We start from the raw sequence: 14,613 nt of genomic DNA on the forward strand, positions 1-14,613 counted from the left end.
ACAATTGTTTTGAAGGCTTTTTGTCATTTAAAATAAAAAATCTTATTTCACTGTTTTAACCTTATGACCATACAATCCAAACGATAAAATAATCACAAAACACAAAAGCGGAATGATATATCCAGACTGAATATCATCATGTTTCATATCAATTAAAGTCCCCATTCCGTATGGAAGAATCGCTCCGCCCACAATTGACATTACCAGCCATGATGAACCCGTTTCAGTATTTGATTTTAAACCAACCAATCCTAAAGAAAAAATAGTTGGGAACATAATCGACATAAAAAATCCGATACCGCCCAAGGCATAAATAACCACAATTCCGGTTCCGTAAATAGCTAATAGGCAAAGCAGAATACTTGCCGCACAGTAAATAGAAAGTAAAGTATAGTCTTTTACAAACTTTAGGAAAAAAGTACCAATAAAACGTCCAGCCATAAACAAGAAACCATAAATACCAAGATAATATCCGGCAGTTTTTTCGTCTAAATGAGCACCTTGCTGTGCAATTCTAATAAAGAAACTCGTAATGCAAACCTGCGCACCCACATAAAAGAATTGAGCTGCTACAGCCCAGCTTAAATGACGAAATTTTAAAACAGAGAAAAATCCAGGTTTAATTTCAGCTTCAGTATGTTGTGGTTTCATCGAAGGCAAATGCATGAAATAGAATATAATCGCCACTAAAACCAATACACTTCCTAAAATGATATACGGCATTTTTACGGCAGCCGCTTCGCCTAATAAATAGGATGCTTTTTCAGCTTCCGGCATTGCTGCCATTTGTTCCGGAGTATGATTTTTTCCGGAAAGTATAAATAGTGAACCCACAATTGGAGCCACCATCGCGGCTAATCCGTTGAAAGAAGCTGCTAAGTTCAGTCTCTTAGAAGAAGATTCAGCAGGGCCCAAAATCGCCGCATACGGATTGGCACTTGTTTCTAAAATCGTTAAGCCGCAGCCAATTACAAATAAGGCGAATAAAAACAATTCATAGGTTCTGGTATTGGCAGCAGGCACAAATAAAAAGGCTCCCGCAGCGAAAACCAATAATCCGGTAATAATACTGTTTTTGTAACCAAATCGTTTAATAAGCATTCCCGCCGGAATCGCCATTATAAAATAGGCGAAAAACACCGAAGTATCAATCAATGTCGATTGGCGGTTGTTTAATTCACACGCCTTTTTTAAGTGCGGAATTAAAATAGAATCCAGATTATGCGCCATTCCCCAAAGGAAAAATAAGCTGGTAATTAAAATAAATGGCAGAAGATAGTTGGTTTTTCCGCCTTCGTTTGGCACTTCGTGAAGATCGCCTGTTTGGTTTGTTACTTGCATTAGTTAGTTTTTTTTAAAGGTTCAAAGGGGCAAAGGTTCATAGGTTCAAAGATTTGTAAAGATGCTCAACAGCGCGTCTTTTTTAAAGATATTAAGAGGAAAACCTCTGTTCCTTTGTTGCTTTGAACCTTTGCACCTTAAAAAAGTTTCTTTTTAACCAAAAGAAGGTGGTCGCAGACCAAAACCACTTCACCTCTTTGGTTAATGATTTCGACATGTTCTGTTACGGTTCCCATTTCTAGATTTTTTGCTTCGCCTTTTTCGGAAATCGTGATTTCAGAATGGATTGTATCGCCAATATGAACCGGTTTTACAAAGCGCATTTTATCGTATCCTCTCGAAAAAGCTTCAGGATTTATTTCTGATGCCGTTAATCCAATACCGATGGCAAAAACCATAGTTCCGTGCGCAATACGCTGTCCGAATGGCTGTGTTTTGCACCATTCTTCATCCATGTGATGCGGGAAAAAATCTCCCGTGTGTCCGGCATGAACCACAAAATCAGTTTCTGTAATGGTTCTTCCTAATGTAACTCTTTTATCTTCAAGTTTATAATCCTCGAAAAATGTTGATTTGAAATACATATATTTTTTAGTTTGAAAGTTGTAAAGACTAAAGTCGAAAGTCCAAAGTTGTAAAGTGTAATAAAACCAAGGCTTTAAGACTTTCGACTTTTGACTTTAAGACTTAGATTAAAATTCCTCCGTTTGTATTGCTGATGTAGCAGGCTTCAACGACCTTCATGGTATCTAAAATGTCCTGAACGCTTGCTAATAATTTAGAATCTGAGCCTTCTTTAAAGCGCATTAGATTAGACATTGTCCCGATGAAAGCTTCTGGAAACCAGGAACCTTCAAGGTTAACTTTTTTCCATTCATATTGACCGTTTTCGTCCTCAATCGCATATTCAAAAATATCCGGGAGTCCGTCGGGATAATTCATTAGTAATCCCATTTTGGCTTTGATGGCGCCTTTTGTACCTTCCCATTTAATGTAACTTTCTTCATGATTTGGCCCAAAATGATGATCGTGATTCGTATTGATCACCACATGTTTGTCTTCACCATAATCTAAAATAATCGTAGAACGGCTCGATGACAATTTTTTAAGCGGATGTTTGGCTGTTTTTGCCATCACACTTTTCGGATTTCCCATAAACGAACGTATGCAATCGATATAGTGAACACTGTGAAAAAGAATTTCCAATCTAGGATGCTCCTTAATTAGTGGAAACAATTCCCATGGCGTATTTACCGTTATTTTAAATTCAAAATCGTATAAATCGCCAATCAATCCTTCGTTAATTAAATACCTCGCAGCGCTGACAAAAGGCGAAAAACGAAGCTGAAAATTGATCGCTGCAACAAGGTTTTTTCTTTCGCAAACTGCTACAATTTCTCTAGCCTGAGCCAAATCATTTCCCATTGGTTTCTGGATCAAAACCGCAGCATCGTTGGGTAATTGTTCCAATATTTCGATATATTGATCCGGAAGAACCGTAATGTCGTAGACCGCATTTGATGGCGCATTTTTTACTGCTTCAGCAACATTCTCAAAAACATGCTGAATTTCAAATTCTTTAGCTAAATCGTGTGCTTTTGCAATTGTTCTGTTCGTAATGCCAAAAACCGTAAAACCAGCCATTTTGTAAGCAGGCAGGTGCGCATCTTTTACAATACCGCTTGCACCGATAATGATAATGGGCTGTTTGGTTTCGGGCAGTAAAGGTTTATAGGGAATATTCATTTTTGTGCTATTTTAAGTTTATTGATCAGTTCTAATCAATTCGTTAGTTTTTCAATATTTTCCTGTGTTTGTTCTAAAAGTTTTTCCGAGGGAATATCTGTTTCAATTGCTTTTAAAACCATTTGATCTATCAATTCTGCCACCTTTGGCCAAATTGGTGTTTGCGGTAAAGTCAAAGCATTTTCATGCAGCATTTCCAGTTTATGATAATAGGGAATCGTTTTATTGATTTCGGCATCATTCCAGGTTGATTTTCTGCATCCAATGCCGCCTTCGGTTGTCAATAATTTATCGCTTTCGGCAGTTGTTGCAAATCGCAAAAAATCATAGGCAAGTGCTTTATTTTTGCTTCCAATACCAATTGTATAAAGCCAATACACATTTAATGAAGCCGTTTTGTGGTTTTCATCGTGCGGTAATTCAGTAATGTCAACTTTGCCTTTTACTTTCGATTCCTCAATTACTTCACACATCGAAGCAAATCCAAACCAATTAATTGCCATTGCGGCTTGTCCTTCGGCGAAAGCCATTCCAGCTTCAACAGAACCAAAATTTTTCGAACCCGGATGAAGGGCATTTGTATTGTTAACGATTTTTCTATAATAATCTAATGCTGCAGCTGCTGGATTATGATTGATATTTATTTTATTTTGATCGTTTAAAAGAGATCCGCCACGAGTCCATAACTGCAGGCAGAAATCAAAAACCATATTATGACCGTCGGGATAATTGGCAAAAACACAGCCGAATAAATTACTTTCCGGCCGATTAAAAAATGTGGTAATTTGGGTGAATTGCTCCCAAGTTTTTGGAGGGAACAATTCGTAACCAAATTGTTTCCTGAAGTTTTCTTTTTCGGATAAATCTTCAAATAAATCTTTTCTGTAAATCAAACATTCCGGCCCATCGTGAAACGGAAGTCCATAAATACTGCCATTAATATGCTGTAGGTTTAATAACGATTGATGCCATCCTTCAGGATAATCCTGCGGTGGATTTTGGTTGATAAAAGAAGTTAAATCGAGAACCGCTCTTTCATTTGCAGCATCAAAAATCCAATCGGTATTTAAGTGTGCAATATCCCATCTTCCGTTTTTTAAACCTTTATTCACGATAGTTTCTTCATAAAGATCGTGCAGTTCAAGCGGAATCATTTCAACTTCAACCTCAACATTATTTTTCAGACAGAATTTATCCCACAGCTTTTGCAGCGTGCTTTCAAAAGGAGAAAATTTTCTAACAGCGATTCTAAATTTTTCCATATCTATGCTATAAATTCTTTTATAATTCGCTCGTTATCTTGTCCTAATTTTGGAGAACCTTTAGTCGATGTAAAGTATTCACCGTCGATTTTTATAGGGCATCTTGTCGTTTTATAGGAGTAACCATCAAGCATTTCAACTTGCTGTGTAAATTCTAAAACTTTAAAACCGTCTTCTTTGAAGAGCTGTTCATAGTTTAAAACTCCGGCACACCAAATGTCGGCAGGTTCTAAAATATCCAGCCAAAACTGCGTTTCCTGTGTCAATAGGTGAGAAGCCAGAATATTTTTAATTTCGTCTCTAAGCGTAAATTTATTTTTTGGGAATTGTAATAATGCATCACATTTTAGCAATGAAGCCAAAACCAGAATTGATCCCATTGCCAGAGCCAGATAACCGTTCTTAGTTTCGTAAATTCCGTAAGGAGCGCCCAAATAAGCATGTGCATTATTGGTTTTGGTACGAACAGGAAGTTCACCGCCGTCATTAAAGAAAGTGGTAATCGTTTCAAACTGAAAATCAAATGCCGATTCGAGCATACTTACCTGAACTGTTCCGCCAATATTTTGTGCTGCTTTTCGATATAAAGCCGCTAAAATTCCCTGTGCTAAATGCGCGCCAGCCAGCATATCAACAATTGACAATCCCATTGGTACAGGGCCGTCTTCGTGATTGCCGCTCAGCCAGGTTAAAGCCGTTAAGGACTGTAATAACAAATCTTGTCCCGGTAAATCTTTAAGTTCAGGATGATTGCCGAAACCAGAAATCGAAGCGTAAACCACCGTTGGGTTTATCACTTTTACATCATCATAACTCAAACCAATGCGCTCCATAACGCCTGGTCTGAAATTGTGCATGACAACATCGGCTTTAGCCAATAATTTTTTTAATTTTTGAAGTTCCTCCGGCTGTTTAAAATCAATGGCAAACGATTCTTTATTTCTGTTTATGGTATGAAAAACAGACGATTCACCGTTCATGATTAAGTCAGAAGTATATAAGGTTCTGCAGATATCGCCAGTTCCCGGTTTTTCAATTTTTATAACGCGCGCTCCCAAATCAGCCAGGCGAAGACTCGCCGACGGACCCGAAAGAAACTGACTAAAATCTACTATTAAATAATCTTCTAAAGGTTTCATTTTTTTGTTTATTCGTTGAATCGTTTATTTGTTTAATCGTTTTCCTTCAATAATTAAAAATCTAATTTGATCTGCTAAAATTTTTTGAATCTGCGTGAAATAACTTTTTTGCATAAAGATTTTTTTACGCAGATTTGTGCAGATTAAAGCAGATTTTAATTTAAGCTGTTGAGTATTATTTAGATTCAATAAACTCCTTGTGTATGCTTAAATTATCCTGACCTACTTTTGGCGCTGCTTTTTCACTTAATAATATCTCGCCATCCAATTGTATCGGACTTCTGGTGGTTATCAAAGTTTCGCCTTCAGTATTTTTTACGGTTTGTTTCAGCTGTAATTCATTTACAAAAGGCTGATTATCTAATTCTTCATAATTGAAAACTTTTCCGCACCAAATGCCTTCTTTCTGCAAGATTTCAATCCAATAATCAGAAGTTTGGGTTTGAATTTTTTCACTCAAAATAGTTCTGATTTCGTCTCTTTTTTCAAACCAAAGATGTTTATCCGCAAACGCACTTAAATCTAAACCTAGTGTTTTTGCAATGAAAAGTAAATCGCCCATAGCAAGAGACAAAAAGCCGTCTTGTGTTTTGTAAACGCCATAAGGTGCACTTAAAAAAGCATGCGCACTTCCTTTAATATCACCTCGTTCCGGCTGTTGTCCGCCATCATTTAAGAAAGAAGTAATCGCTTCAAACTGAACATCTAAAATCGATTCCAGTAAACTCACTTCAATCAAAACGCCTTTTCCGGTTTTGACTCTTTTTAATAAAGCTGCTAAAATTCCCTGCACAAAATGATTGCCGCACATTAAATCGGCGACAGCCAGACCAAACGGAACAGGTCCCTGACTTTTTCGGCCGCTCAGCCAGCTTAAACCTGAGAGTGATTGCAAAAGCAAATCCTGTCCCGGTTTTTTTGCCCAAGGACCTTTATCGCCGTAACCTGTTATGGTTCCGTATATTATTTTTGGATTAATCGTAAGTGCTGCAGTAAAATCTAAACCGATTTTGTCCATTACACCCGGTCTGAAATTATGCGTCATAATATCTGCCTTTTCGATTAGTTTTTTAATTAAAACTAGATCGTCTGGATTTTTTAAATCGGCTGAAAAAGATTCTTTATTTCTGTTAATCGTGTGAAACAAAAGACTGCTGTCGTCAACAAAAAGATCTTTGATGCTTAATTGTCGGCAGGCTTCGCCTTTTACAGGACGCTCAATTTTAATCACTCTTGCACCTAAATCGGCTAATTTTAATCCGGCAGAAGGACCCGCCAAAAACTGGCAGAACTCTAATACAATTAATCCTTCTAATGGTTTCATGAATTTTGCAGTTTTAAGGATTTAGCATAAAGTGCATTCAATGCATCTAAAACCAGTTCTTCGTCACCACCATTCATTAAATAATCACGAACTACATCGCCTGCATGATCCTGAAAATACATATGTCCGGAATATCTTGGTCTTAAAAAAGCTCTTTCTAAAGCGGGTAAAGTATTCTTGAAATAATTGTTAGTTATAGAATTGATTCGGTCATTTTTCCAGGCTTGTAAATGTCCCGGCTGACCTCCGTTATCGGCAAAAATATTCTGCTGAACATGAGACGAGCCTGTAAATTCAGCATAACGAATCGCTTCCGGAATGTGTTTACTGAAAGATGAAACCGCTAATCCTGTTCCGCCCAGAGAGCTTATCATAGGCGCATTGTTCAGCTTAACCAAATCATAAAAATGAAGCAGATTTTTGCTATATCCGGCTCGTGAATAATTAGAATATCCATAAGCAAAAGGGCAGTAGGCAATTTCATCTGAATTGACCATTGCTTCGTAAACCTGAATTGGGTTTCGGTTAAAATTCTTCGGATCAATTAATTGTGCCAGTTCACGAAATAGCTGCAAAGCCTTTTTTCCTGTTTCTATAGAAATAACTTTTTCTTCAGACTGAAACGGAGCTTCGCTTAAACTGCAGCAAAACATATAAAAACTCATCAAAACATCAACCGGAATTCCTGCAAAGGCAACTAATCCTTTTTTAGCCAAAGCCAATAAATCATCGTATGTCTGAGGAACTTCAAGTCCCTTTTTTTCTAAAATATCCAAACGGGTTGCAGCAACGGGAGTCGCAGCATCAATTGGCAAAGCCCATAATTTATTACTGAAAACATAGCTTCCGTATGATTTTCCTACGGTATTTATTTCCTGATCTTTAATATAATCGGCAGGCAGAAAATCTGAAAGTGGGAGTATAGCATTAGTATGCGCTCCAAAACCTGTCCACGGATGATCGATAACCAATAGATCAAATCGTTTTGCCAGATCTTCGATAGAAGCATCTGCAAATTCTTGTAAACTTCTTTTCTCCCAGGTAATTTCGATATCCGGATTTAACTCGGTAAAGCGTTGTGCCGTTGCAACCATTGGGAGTAAACCTCTTGTATGATTCCACGTAATGCCTTTTAATACTGCCATTGGTATTGATTTAGGTGTAGGTAAAATAATAAATGTAAAAAATACAATTACAAAATTAGAAATAAGATTGGATTGCACAAGGAAATGTAACTTTTTGCATAATTTTTTTTGATAATAGTTTCGAAGGAATTGTATTTTTTTACAAACCGAATAAAAAATGTTATAATTTATTAAAGAATGATCATTTTATTATATTAGTATAAAAATAAAATGCAAATATTGTTTTAATCGATTACATTTGTAATTGTGTTTTTTACATTTATTATTTATTGGATATGTTTAAAGCCATAAAAGTTGATTTCTATAATACTAAATACCATTTAAAATGTTTTCATTACAAAATAAAAAAGCAGTCATAACAGGAGGCGGAAGCGGCATTGGAAGAGCAATTGCGTGCTTGTTTGCCAAACAGGGAGCAGAAGTTCATATTATCGATTTATCTATTGAAAGTGCACAGGATGCTGTTGACGAAATTAAAAATGCAGGAGGAAATGTGTTTTCGTATGGGTGTAATGTTTCCAATCAGGCTGATGTCAAAGCGACTTTCGAAAAAATTGGAAATATCAATATTCTAATCAATAATGCCGGAATTGCTAATGTTGGAAAAGCTGATACGACTTCTGAAACTGATTTTGATCGTGTAATGGACGTAAATGTAAAAGGCGTTTACAACTGCTTGTTTGCTGCGATCCCACAGTTCCGACTTTCAAATGGCGGTGTAATTTTAAACATGGCGTCGATTGCGGCATGGGTTGGAATCTCAGACCGATTTGCTTATTCAACTGCAAAAGGAGCTGTTATGGCGATGACTTTATCTGTAGCAAGAGATTATTTAAGTGAAAATATCAGATGTAATTCTATTTCTCCGGCAAGAGTTCATACGCCTTTTGTAGATGGATTTATCTCTAAAAATTACGCCGGAAAAGAAGAAGAAATGTTCGAAAAATTGTCTAAATCGCAGCCAATTGGTCGTATGGGAAAACCAGACGAAATTGCCGCTTTGGCGTTATACTTATGCAGCGAAGAAGCCGGATTCATCACCGGATGCGACTACCCAATCGACGGAGGATTTATTAAACTGAATAATTAATTTGAAGGTTCTGAGGGACTAAGGTTCTAAGGCATTAAGGAAAAAACTCAGAATCTTAAAACCTTAATCCCTCAATACCTTTAAAAGAAAACCTTAGAATCTCAGAACCTTAGCACCTTAGTAACTTTAAAAAAAAAATATATACAATGAAATTAATACGTTTTGGAGAAATCGGAAAAGAAAAACCAGGAGTTTTAATTAATGAAAAAAGATATGATGTTTCTTCTATCGTTTCAGACTTCAACGAAAGTTTTTTTGAAGAAAACGGATTGGAAAAACTGCAAAAAGCATTAGAAAGCAATCCTTCTTTGCCAGAAGTTGATGCCAGTGTACGCTTAGGATCTCCGGTAGCGAGACCTTCAAAAATAATCTGCATAGGGTTAAATTATGTGGATCACTGTAAAGAAACAGGTGCTCCAATTCCAACAGAACCAATTATCTTTTTTAAATCAACAACTTCTTTATGCGGTCCGGATGATGATGTAATTATTCCAAAAAACAGTGTAAAAACCGATTGGGAAGTAGAGTTAGCATTTATCGTGGGTAAAAAAGCAAGTTATGTTGAAGAAGCGGAAGCTTTAGATTACGTTGCAGGTTACGCTCTATTGAACGATTACAGCGAAAGAGAATTTCAAATTGAGCGCGGCGGACAATGGGCAAAAGGAAAAGGATGCGATACATTTGCGCCTCTTGGACCATTTTTGGCTACGAAAGAGGAAGTAAAAGATGTTGATAATTTATCGATGTGGTTAAGCGTAAACGGTAAAAAATACCAAGACAGTAATACTTTAAACCTTGTATTCAAAATTCCGTATTTAGTACATTATTTAAGTCAGTTTATGACTTTACTTCCGGGCGATATCATTAGTACAGGAACGCCTCCGGGAGTTGGTTTGGGGATTAAGCCAGATCCGGTTTATTTAAAAGCAGGCGATGTTGTAGAACTTGGAATTGAAGGTTTAGGAACAAGCAAGCAGACAGCTGTTGCATATAAAAAGTAAATTATTAACTCGTTGCGCATAATTATTTTTAAACACATAGAAACATAGATTTTGTTTATCTAAAAAAGGCGTTTCACTTGCAATAACAAACATAGCTATGTGTAAATGATGTATCATTTATTTTAGTCTTCTTGTTTAAAAAGGAAAAAATCTATGTTTCTATGTGTTTAAATAAAATGTTTACGAATTGTACCCTACGAGTTAGTTTTAAAAAAATCAAAGATGAAATTTATTGTATGCGAAAAGCCGCAGGAATTTAAACTAAAAGAAAAAGAAATTCCCGAACCAAAAGACGGTGAAGTTCTCTTAAAAATAAAAAGAATAGGTATCTGCGGAACTGATATTCACGCTTTTGGTGGCACTCAACCGTATTTTGAATATCCAAGAATTTTAGGGCACGAATTGGCTGCAGAATATGTAAAAGGAAATGCAGCAGGTTTTAAACCGGGTGATAAAGTAACTTTTATTCCGTATTTCAATTGCGGAAAATGTGTTGCGTGCCGAAACGGATTGACAAACTGCTGTGTAAATATTAAAGTTTTTGGAGTTCATATTGATGGCGGAATGGCTGAATATGTTTCAATTCCAGAACAATATTTACTTCACGGTCAAGGTTTAGATTATGATGAACTGGCTTTGGTTGAACCATTGGCAATTGCAGCACACGGAGTACGAAGAGCGGCTGTTAAGTCAACTGATACGGTTTTGGTAATGGGAGCAGGGCCAATTGGAATTGGATTGATTCAGTTTGCTAAAATTGCTGGAGCAAAAGTCATCGTAATGGATATCAACGATTACCGATTAAATTTCTGCAAAACGGAATTAAATGCCGATGAAACGATCAATCCGTTAAACAATGATGTAACCACAAAACTGGCTGAATTGACAAAAGGCGACATGGCAAACGTGGTAATTGATGCAACTGGAAATCAAAAAGTAATGAATAGTGCTTTTAATTACATTTCGCATGGTGGAAGATTTGTTTTGGTCGGACTTCAAAAAGGCGAATTAAGTTTTAGTCATCCCGATTTCCACAAAAGAGAATCGACTTTGATGAGCAGTCGAAATGCAACTATTGAAGATTTCGAATATGTAATGAAATGTTTGAAAGAAGGAAAAATCGATCCGAAGAAATACATCACACACAGAACAAGTTTTTCTGAAATGATTACTGATTTCGGACAATTAATCGATCCAAAAAACAATGTCATCAAAGCTTTAATTGAAATAGACTAAGAGTATAGTTAAAGTTTTACGCAAACTTTGTCATTTCGATGAACGAGAAATCTTCGCAAGAAACTCTACAAAGATTGGCGAATTTCTATGAGGAGATTCTTGTGAAGATCCTTCCTTTGTCAGGATGACAAAAATGTGAAAATCTAGCTACTATTAAACCTTAATAACCACAAAAATGGATTTAAATTTAAAAAACAAGATTGTTGTCGTTTCCGGTTCGGCTGGAAAAGAAGGCAGTATTGGAGAAACTATAATCAACCGAATAGCAGACGAAGGTGCGATTCCGGTTTTGGTTGACAGAAATGCAAGAGGTTTCGCTTACGCGGAAGCTTTCCAAAAAAGAGGAATTGATTCTTTATTTGTACAGACTGATGTTACTGATCCTATAGAAATCGAAAATGCTGTAAAAACAATCGTGGCAAAATACGGAAGAATCGACGCTGTTATCAACAATGTTGGAGTAAACGACGGTGCAGGTTTAGAGGCGAGTTACGAGGAATTTATGGATTCTTTAAAACTGAATGTAGTAAGTTACTTTTTGCTGGTTAAATACGCACTTCCGTACTTAAAAGAGTCAAAAGGAAATATCTTAAATATTGGTTCAAAAGTAGCTTTAACAGGGCAGGGAGGAACTTCTGGCTACGCGGCTGCTAAAGGCGGCGTTTTAGGGCTTACGAGAGAATGGGCGGTTGATTTAATCCAATTCGGAATCCGTTCGAATGCTATTATTATTGCTGAAAGTTATACTCCTGCATACGAAGACTGGATTAAAACTTTGGCAGATGGAGAAACCGTTTTAAAGAAAATCAACAAAAGTATTCCGTTTGAAGGCAGAATGACCAAAACAGAAGAAATTGCAGATACGGCTCTTTTTATTATTTCTGATCGTTCTTCGCACACTACAGGGCAATTTGTTTTTGTAGATGGCGGTTACGTGCATTTAGATCGTGCTTTAATCAACGATGTAAACTAATTCAGAATGAATAACCGAATTGATTCTCATCAGCATTTTTGGAAATTTGATCCTGTTAGAGACAGCTGGATTGATGAAAGTATGTCGAAAATTCAAAGAGATTTTCTTCCAGAAGATTTATGGCTTCTGCTTAAAGAAAACAAATTTTCGGGTTGTGTAGCGGTTCAGGCAAGTCAGTCTGAAAACGAAACCAATTTCCTTGCGGATCTGGCTTCAAAAAATGATTTTATAAAAGGAATCGTTGGCTGGGTTGATCTTCGGGACGAAAATATATCGGAACGTTTACATCATTTTTCTTCTAATAAAACAATTAAAGGATTCCGACACGTTGTACAAGGTGAGGCCGATGATTTTATGTTTAGGGAAGACTTCCGCAACGGAATTTCGGCTTTAAAAGAGTTTGATTTTACGTATGATATTCTGATTTTTCATCGTCAATTACCAGTAGCAATAAGTTTGGTAAAAGATTTTCCAAACCAAAAATTTGTAATCGATCATATTGCGAAACCAGACATTAAATCAGGAAGTATTGATTCTTGGAAAAGCGGCATCGAAGAAATTGCAAAATACGACAATGTCTGGTGTAAAATCTCAGGAATGGTCACAGAAGCCGATTGGAAAAACTGGAAACCGGAAGATTTAAAACCCTATTTAGATGTGATTTTCGAAAACTTTTTAATTGATAAATTGATGTACGGTTCAGACTGGCCAGTTTTAAATGTTGCTTCTGATTATAATGAGGTTGTAAAAACTTTAGAAGATTATATTTCGAAGTTTTCTGTTGAAGATCGGAATAAGATTTGGTTTGAGAATGCTAATGAATTTTATAGCTTGAATGACTAATATTTAATTTTAGATTTATAAAAAAAGCGTGAATTATTAATTCACGCTTTTTTGTTTTTAGACTCCAGTTTGTCATTTCGACCGAAGGGAGAAATCACACTAGAAATTCCGCAAGAATAATCACTAACTCTTTGTCGATTCTCGTGTGTGATTTGCTTCGCCTATTCGCTATCGCTCGGGTCTCCCTTCGGTCGAAATGACAAAAACATAGCCCGTAGTTTCAACCACGGGAACACAATACGAGACGTTACAATATTGCGTCCCCGTGGTTGAAACCACGGGCTATATTTGAAAATTGGATTTCAGTCGAAATGGTAAAAATTATTTCTAATTCTTCAAAACATCATTTTCAGGAGCCCATTTTTTCTGCCATTCTGGATATTTCTTCAATGCCTTTTCAGGCTTATCCGTATACCAGGCATACCCCGTTCTTCTTTCACGGCTTACTTCGGCTAAAGAATATAAAAACTCACTGTCACGATCAGAGAATAAAGGACGATGTGTTTTTAATTCGTAATAACGAGTCCAAATAGGTGGAGCAGTTGTATCGTGCACGACTCTTACGTCATTTTTGATCTTCTTGTATTTGGATTCCATTTCTTCAGCAGCAAAACTTTCAACTCTGGTATTATAGATTTTAGAATCCTGAAACCATTTTATAGCACCTTGTACCGCATTAATAATTTTTGCATCTGGATTATCAATATCCATTAAAAACAAAACTACATCGACACTTTCGGCATTACAGATGCTTGGTGGTTCAAATTTACGTGCCCATGCCGGTTCAAGTGTTATTTCGTCGTGTTGCTGGCACCAAGCAGTCAATTTTCCATTGTCTTTAATTTGCATTTTCAAAATGCAATCCAATCCTTTTTGGTAAGCATTAGCTACTTTTTTTCGGGTTTTAGCGTCAATAAAAGCATAATCAGGATCATTATTTACAATCTTTTTTAAAAGATTCATGATGCCCATATATGCTCCATCATTAAAAGTAATGTGTCGGCTATAACCTTTTTCTAAAGGAAAATATTGTGGCCAGCCTCCATTTGAATATTGCGCTTTTATGGTGAAATTAATTCCTCGTAGGCCTCCATCTTTATATTTCGGATCTTTTGTGAGCGTATAAACTTGTGCCAGATAATGAATATGAGTATAAGTTGTTTCATTATCAAAAGTTGTATGTTCAATATATTTCGTTTTGACTACACTATCAATCTGTTGTGGTGTCAAAATAGCTTTCATGTCATAATTCTTTGGCCATCCGCCATTATCACGCTGGAAATACAGAATATTATCGGCGATTTTCGTATAATCTGTTTCAGCATATTTCGGCTGATTCGGCACTGGATTTATGATATTGGTTTTGTCTTTTATAAAGTACCAATGATTCGTGCCATCTGTAAAAGGTTTTGTACTGATTTCAGTATTTGTCTGTGCATTAGAGCATAAAAATGAAAAAACACAAAAAGCAGATGCCAGTAATTTCGAGCTGTTTATGGAATTGAACATAGAA

The 14,613-nt window shown here is 36.4% G+C and carries 13 protein-coding genes; 5 read left to right on the forward strand and 8 right to left on the reverse strand.

Going from position 1 to position 14,613, the window contains the following annotated elements; all coding sequences use genetic code 11:
* Positions 1-42 precede the first annotated feature (42 nt).
* From fucP to A4F88_RS10625, 7 genes are all read right to left on the reverse strand, one after another.
* Positions 43-1,341: an L-fucose:H+ symporter permease gene (gene fucP / locus A4F88_RS10595; RefSeq protein ID WP_068842582.1), complete on the reverse strand. Its 1,299-nt coding sequence runs from the start codon at positions 1,339-1,341 to the stop codon at positions 43-45.
* Between the two features lie 137 nt (positions 1,342-1,478).
* Positions 1,479-1,925 carry a MaoC/PaaZ C-terminal domain-containing protein gene (locus A4F88_RS10600; RefSeq protein WP_068842583.1) on the reverse strand — a complete coding sequence of 149 codons (447 nt, stop codon included), beginning with the start codon at positions 1,923-1,925 and terminating at the stop codon, positions 1,479-1,481.
* Between the two features lie 103 nt (positions 1,926-2,028).
* Positions 2,029-3,087, reverse strand: coding sequence for a Gfo/Idh/MocA family protein (locus A4F88_RS10605; RefSeq protein ID WP_068842584.1), 1,059 nt, complete (start codon positions 3,085-3,087; stop codon positions 2,029-2,031).
* Positions 3,088-3,122: 35 nt separating this feature from the next.
* Positions 3,123-4,349 (reverse strand): extracellular solute-binding protein, encoded by a 1,227-nt coding sequence (locus A4F88_RS10610; protein WP_068842585.1) that lies wholly within the window; start codon positions 4,347-4,349, stop codon positions 3,123-3,125.
* Between the two features lie 2 nt (positions 4,350-4,351).
* Positions 4,352-5,488, reverse strand: coding sequence for a CaiB/BaiF CoA transferase family protein (locus A4F88_RS10615; protein WP_068842586.1), 1,137 nt, complete (start codon positions 5,486-5,488; stop codon positions 4,352-4,354).
* Between the two features lie 175 nt (positions 5,489-5,663).
* Positions 5,664-6,812: a CaiB/BaiF CoA transferase family protein gene (locus tag A4F88_RS10620; RefSeq protein ID WP_068842587.1), complete on the reverse strand. Its 1,149-nt coding sequence runs from the start codon at positions 6,810-6,812 to the stop codon at positions 5,664-5,666.
* On the reverse strand, positions 6,809-7,957 hold the full coding sequence (locus A4F88_RS10625) for an ABC transporter substrate-binding protein (protein ID WP_068842588.1): 1,149 nt from the start codon (positions 7,955-7,957) through the stop codon (positions 6,809-6,811). Before A4F88_RS10625 ends, A4F88_RS10620 begins: the two co-directional genes overlap by 4 nt.
* A gap of 325 nt (positions 7,958-8,282) precedes the next feature.
* On the opposite strand from A4F88_RS10625, the gene A4F88_RS10630 reads away from it, so the two are divergent.
* The 5 genes from A4F88_RS10630 (at position 8,283) to A4F88_RS10650 (ending at position 13,100) form a co-directional block, all read left to right on the forward strand.
* Positions 8,283-9,047 carry an SDR family NAD(P)-dependent oxidoreductase gene (locus A4F88_RS10630; RefSeq protein ID WP_068842589.1) on the forward strand — a complete coding sequence of 255 codons (765 nt, stop codon included), beginning with the start codon at positions 8,283-8,285 and terminating at the stop codon, positions 9,045-9,047.
* A gap of 146 nt (positions 9,048-9,193) precedes the next feature.
* Positions 9,194-10,048: a fumarylacetoacetate hydrolase family protein gene (locus A4F88_RS10635; RefSeq protein ID WP_068842590.1), complete on the forward strand. Its 855-nt coding sequence runs from the start codon at positions 9,194-9,196 to the stop codon at positions 10,046-10,048.
* A gap of 222 nt (positions 10,049-10,270) precedes the next feature.
* On the forward strand, positions 10,271-11,284 hold the full coding sequence (locus A4F88_RS10640) for a zinc-binding alcohol dehydrogenase family protein (protein ID WP_068842591.1): 1,014 nt from the start codon (positions 10,271-10,273) through the stop codon (positions 11,282-11,284).
* A gap of 175 nt (positions 11,285-11,459) precedes the next feature.
* On the forward strand, positions 11,460-12,257 hold the full coding sequence (locus tag A4F88_RS10645; protein ID WP_068842592.1) for an SDR family oxidoreductase: 798 nt from the start codon (positions 11,460-11,462) through the stop codon (positions 12,255-12,257).
* Between the two features lie 6 nt (positions 12,258-12,263).
* A complete protein-coding gene (locus A4F88_RS10650; RefSeq protein ID WP_068842593.1) occupies positions 12,264-13,100 on the forward strand; it encodes an amidohydrolase family protein in 837 nt (278 codons plus the stop codon).
* Between the two features lie 327 nt (positions 13,101-13,427).
* Here the strand turns inward: A4F88_RS10650 and pelA are convergent, their stop codons facing one another.
* Positions 13,428-14,609: a pectate lyase gene (gene pelA, locus A4F88_RS10655; RefSeq protein WP_068842594.1), complete on the reverse strand. Its 1,182-nt coding sequence runs from the start codon at positions 14,607-14,609 to the stop codon at positions 13,428-13,430.
* Between the last annotated feature and the right edge of the window lie 4 nt (positions 14,610-14,613).

Origin of the sequence: Flavobacterium chilense (assembly GCF_001602525.1) — a bacterium.
Classification (GTDB): Bacteria; Bacteroidota; Bacteroidia; order Flavobacteriales; family Flavobacteriaceae; genus Flavobacterium; species Flavobacterium chilense.

Excerpts from the sequence above, each read along its gene's own strand:
- A4F88_RS10620 (WP_068842587.1), bottom strand. The coding sequence starts at position 6,812 with ATGAAACCATTAGAAGGATTAATTGTATTAGAGTTCTGCCAGTTTTTG.
- A4F88_RS10605 (WP_068842584.1), bottom strand. The coding sequence starts at position 3,087 with ATGAATATTCCCTATAAACCTTTACTGCCCGAAACCAAACAGCCCATT.
- fucP (WP_068842582.1), bottom strand. The coding sequence starts at position 1,341 with ATGCAAGTAACAAACCAAACAGGCGATCTTCACGAAGTGCCAAACGAA.
- A4F88_RS10645 (WP_068842592.1), top strand. The coding sequence starts at position 11,460 with ATGGATTTAAATTTAAAAAACAAGATTGTTGTCGTTTCCGGTTCGGCT.
- A4F88_RS10635 (WP_068842590.1), top strand. The coding sequence starts at position 9,194 with ATGAAATTAATACGTTTTGGAGAAATCGGAAAAGAAAAACCAGGAGTT.
- pelA (WP_068842594.1), bottom strand. The coding sequence starts at position 14,609 with ATGTTCAATTCCATAAACAGCTCGAAATTACTGGCATCTGCTTTTTGT.
- A4F88_RS10630 (WP_068842589.1), top strand. The coding sequence starts at position 8,283 with ATGTTTTCATTACAAAATAAAAAAGCAGTCATAACAGGAGGCGGAAGC.
- A4F88_RS10615 (WP_068842586.1), bottom strand. The coding sequence starts at position 5,488 with ATGAAACCTTTAGAAGATTATTTAATAGTAGATTTTAGTCAGTTTCTT.
- A4F88_RS10600 (WP_068842583.1), bottom strand. The coding sequence starts at position 1,925 with ATGTATTTCAAATCAACATTTTTCGAGGATTATAAACTTGAAGATAAA.
- A4F88_RS10650 (WP_068842593.1), top strand. The coding sequence starts at position 12,264 with ATGAATAACCGAATTGATTCTCATCAGCATTTTTGGAAATTTGATCCT.
- A4F88_RS10610 (WP_068842585.1), bottom strand. The coding sequence starts at position 4,349 with ATGGAAAAATTTAGAATCGCTGTTAGAAAATTTTCTCCTTTTGAAAGC.
- A4F88_RS10640 (WP_068842591.1), top strand. The coding sequence starts at position 10,271 with ATGAAATTTATTGTATGCGAAAAGCCGCAGGAATTTAAACTAAAAGAA.
- A4F88_RS10625 (WP_068842588.1), bottom strand. The coding sequence starts at position 7,957 with ATGGCAGTATTAAAAGGCATTACGTGGAATCATACAAGAGGTTTACTC.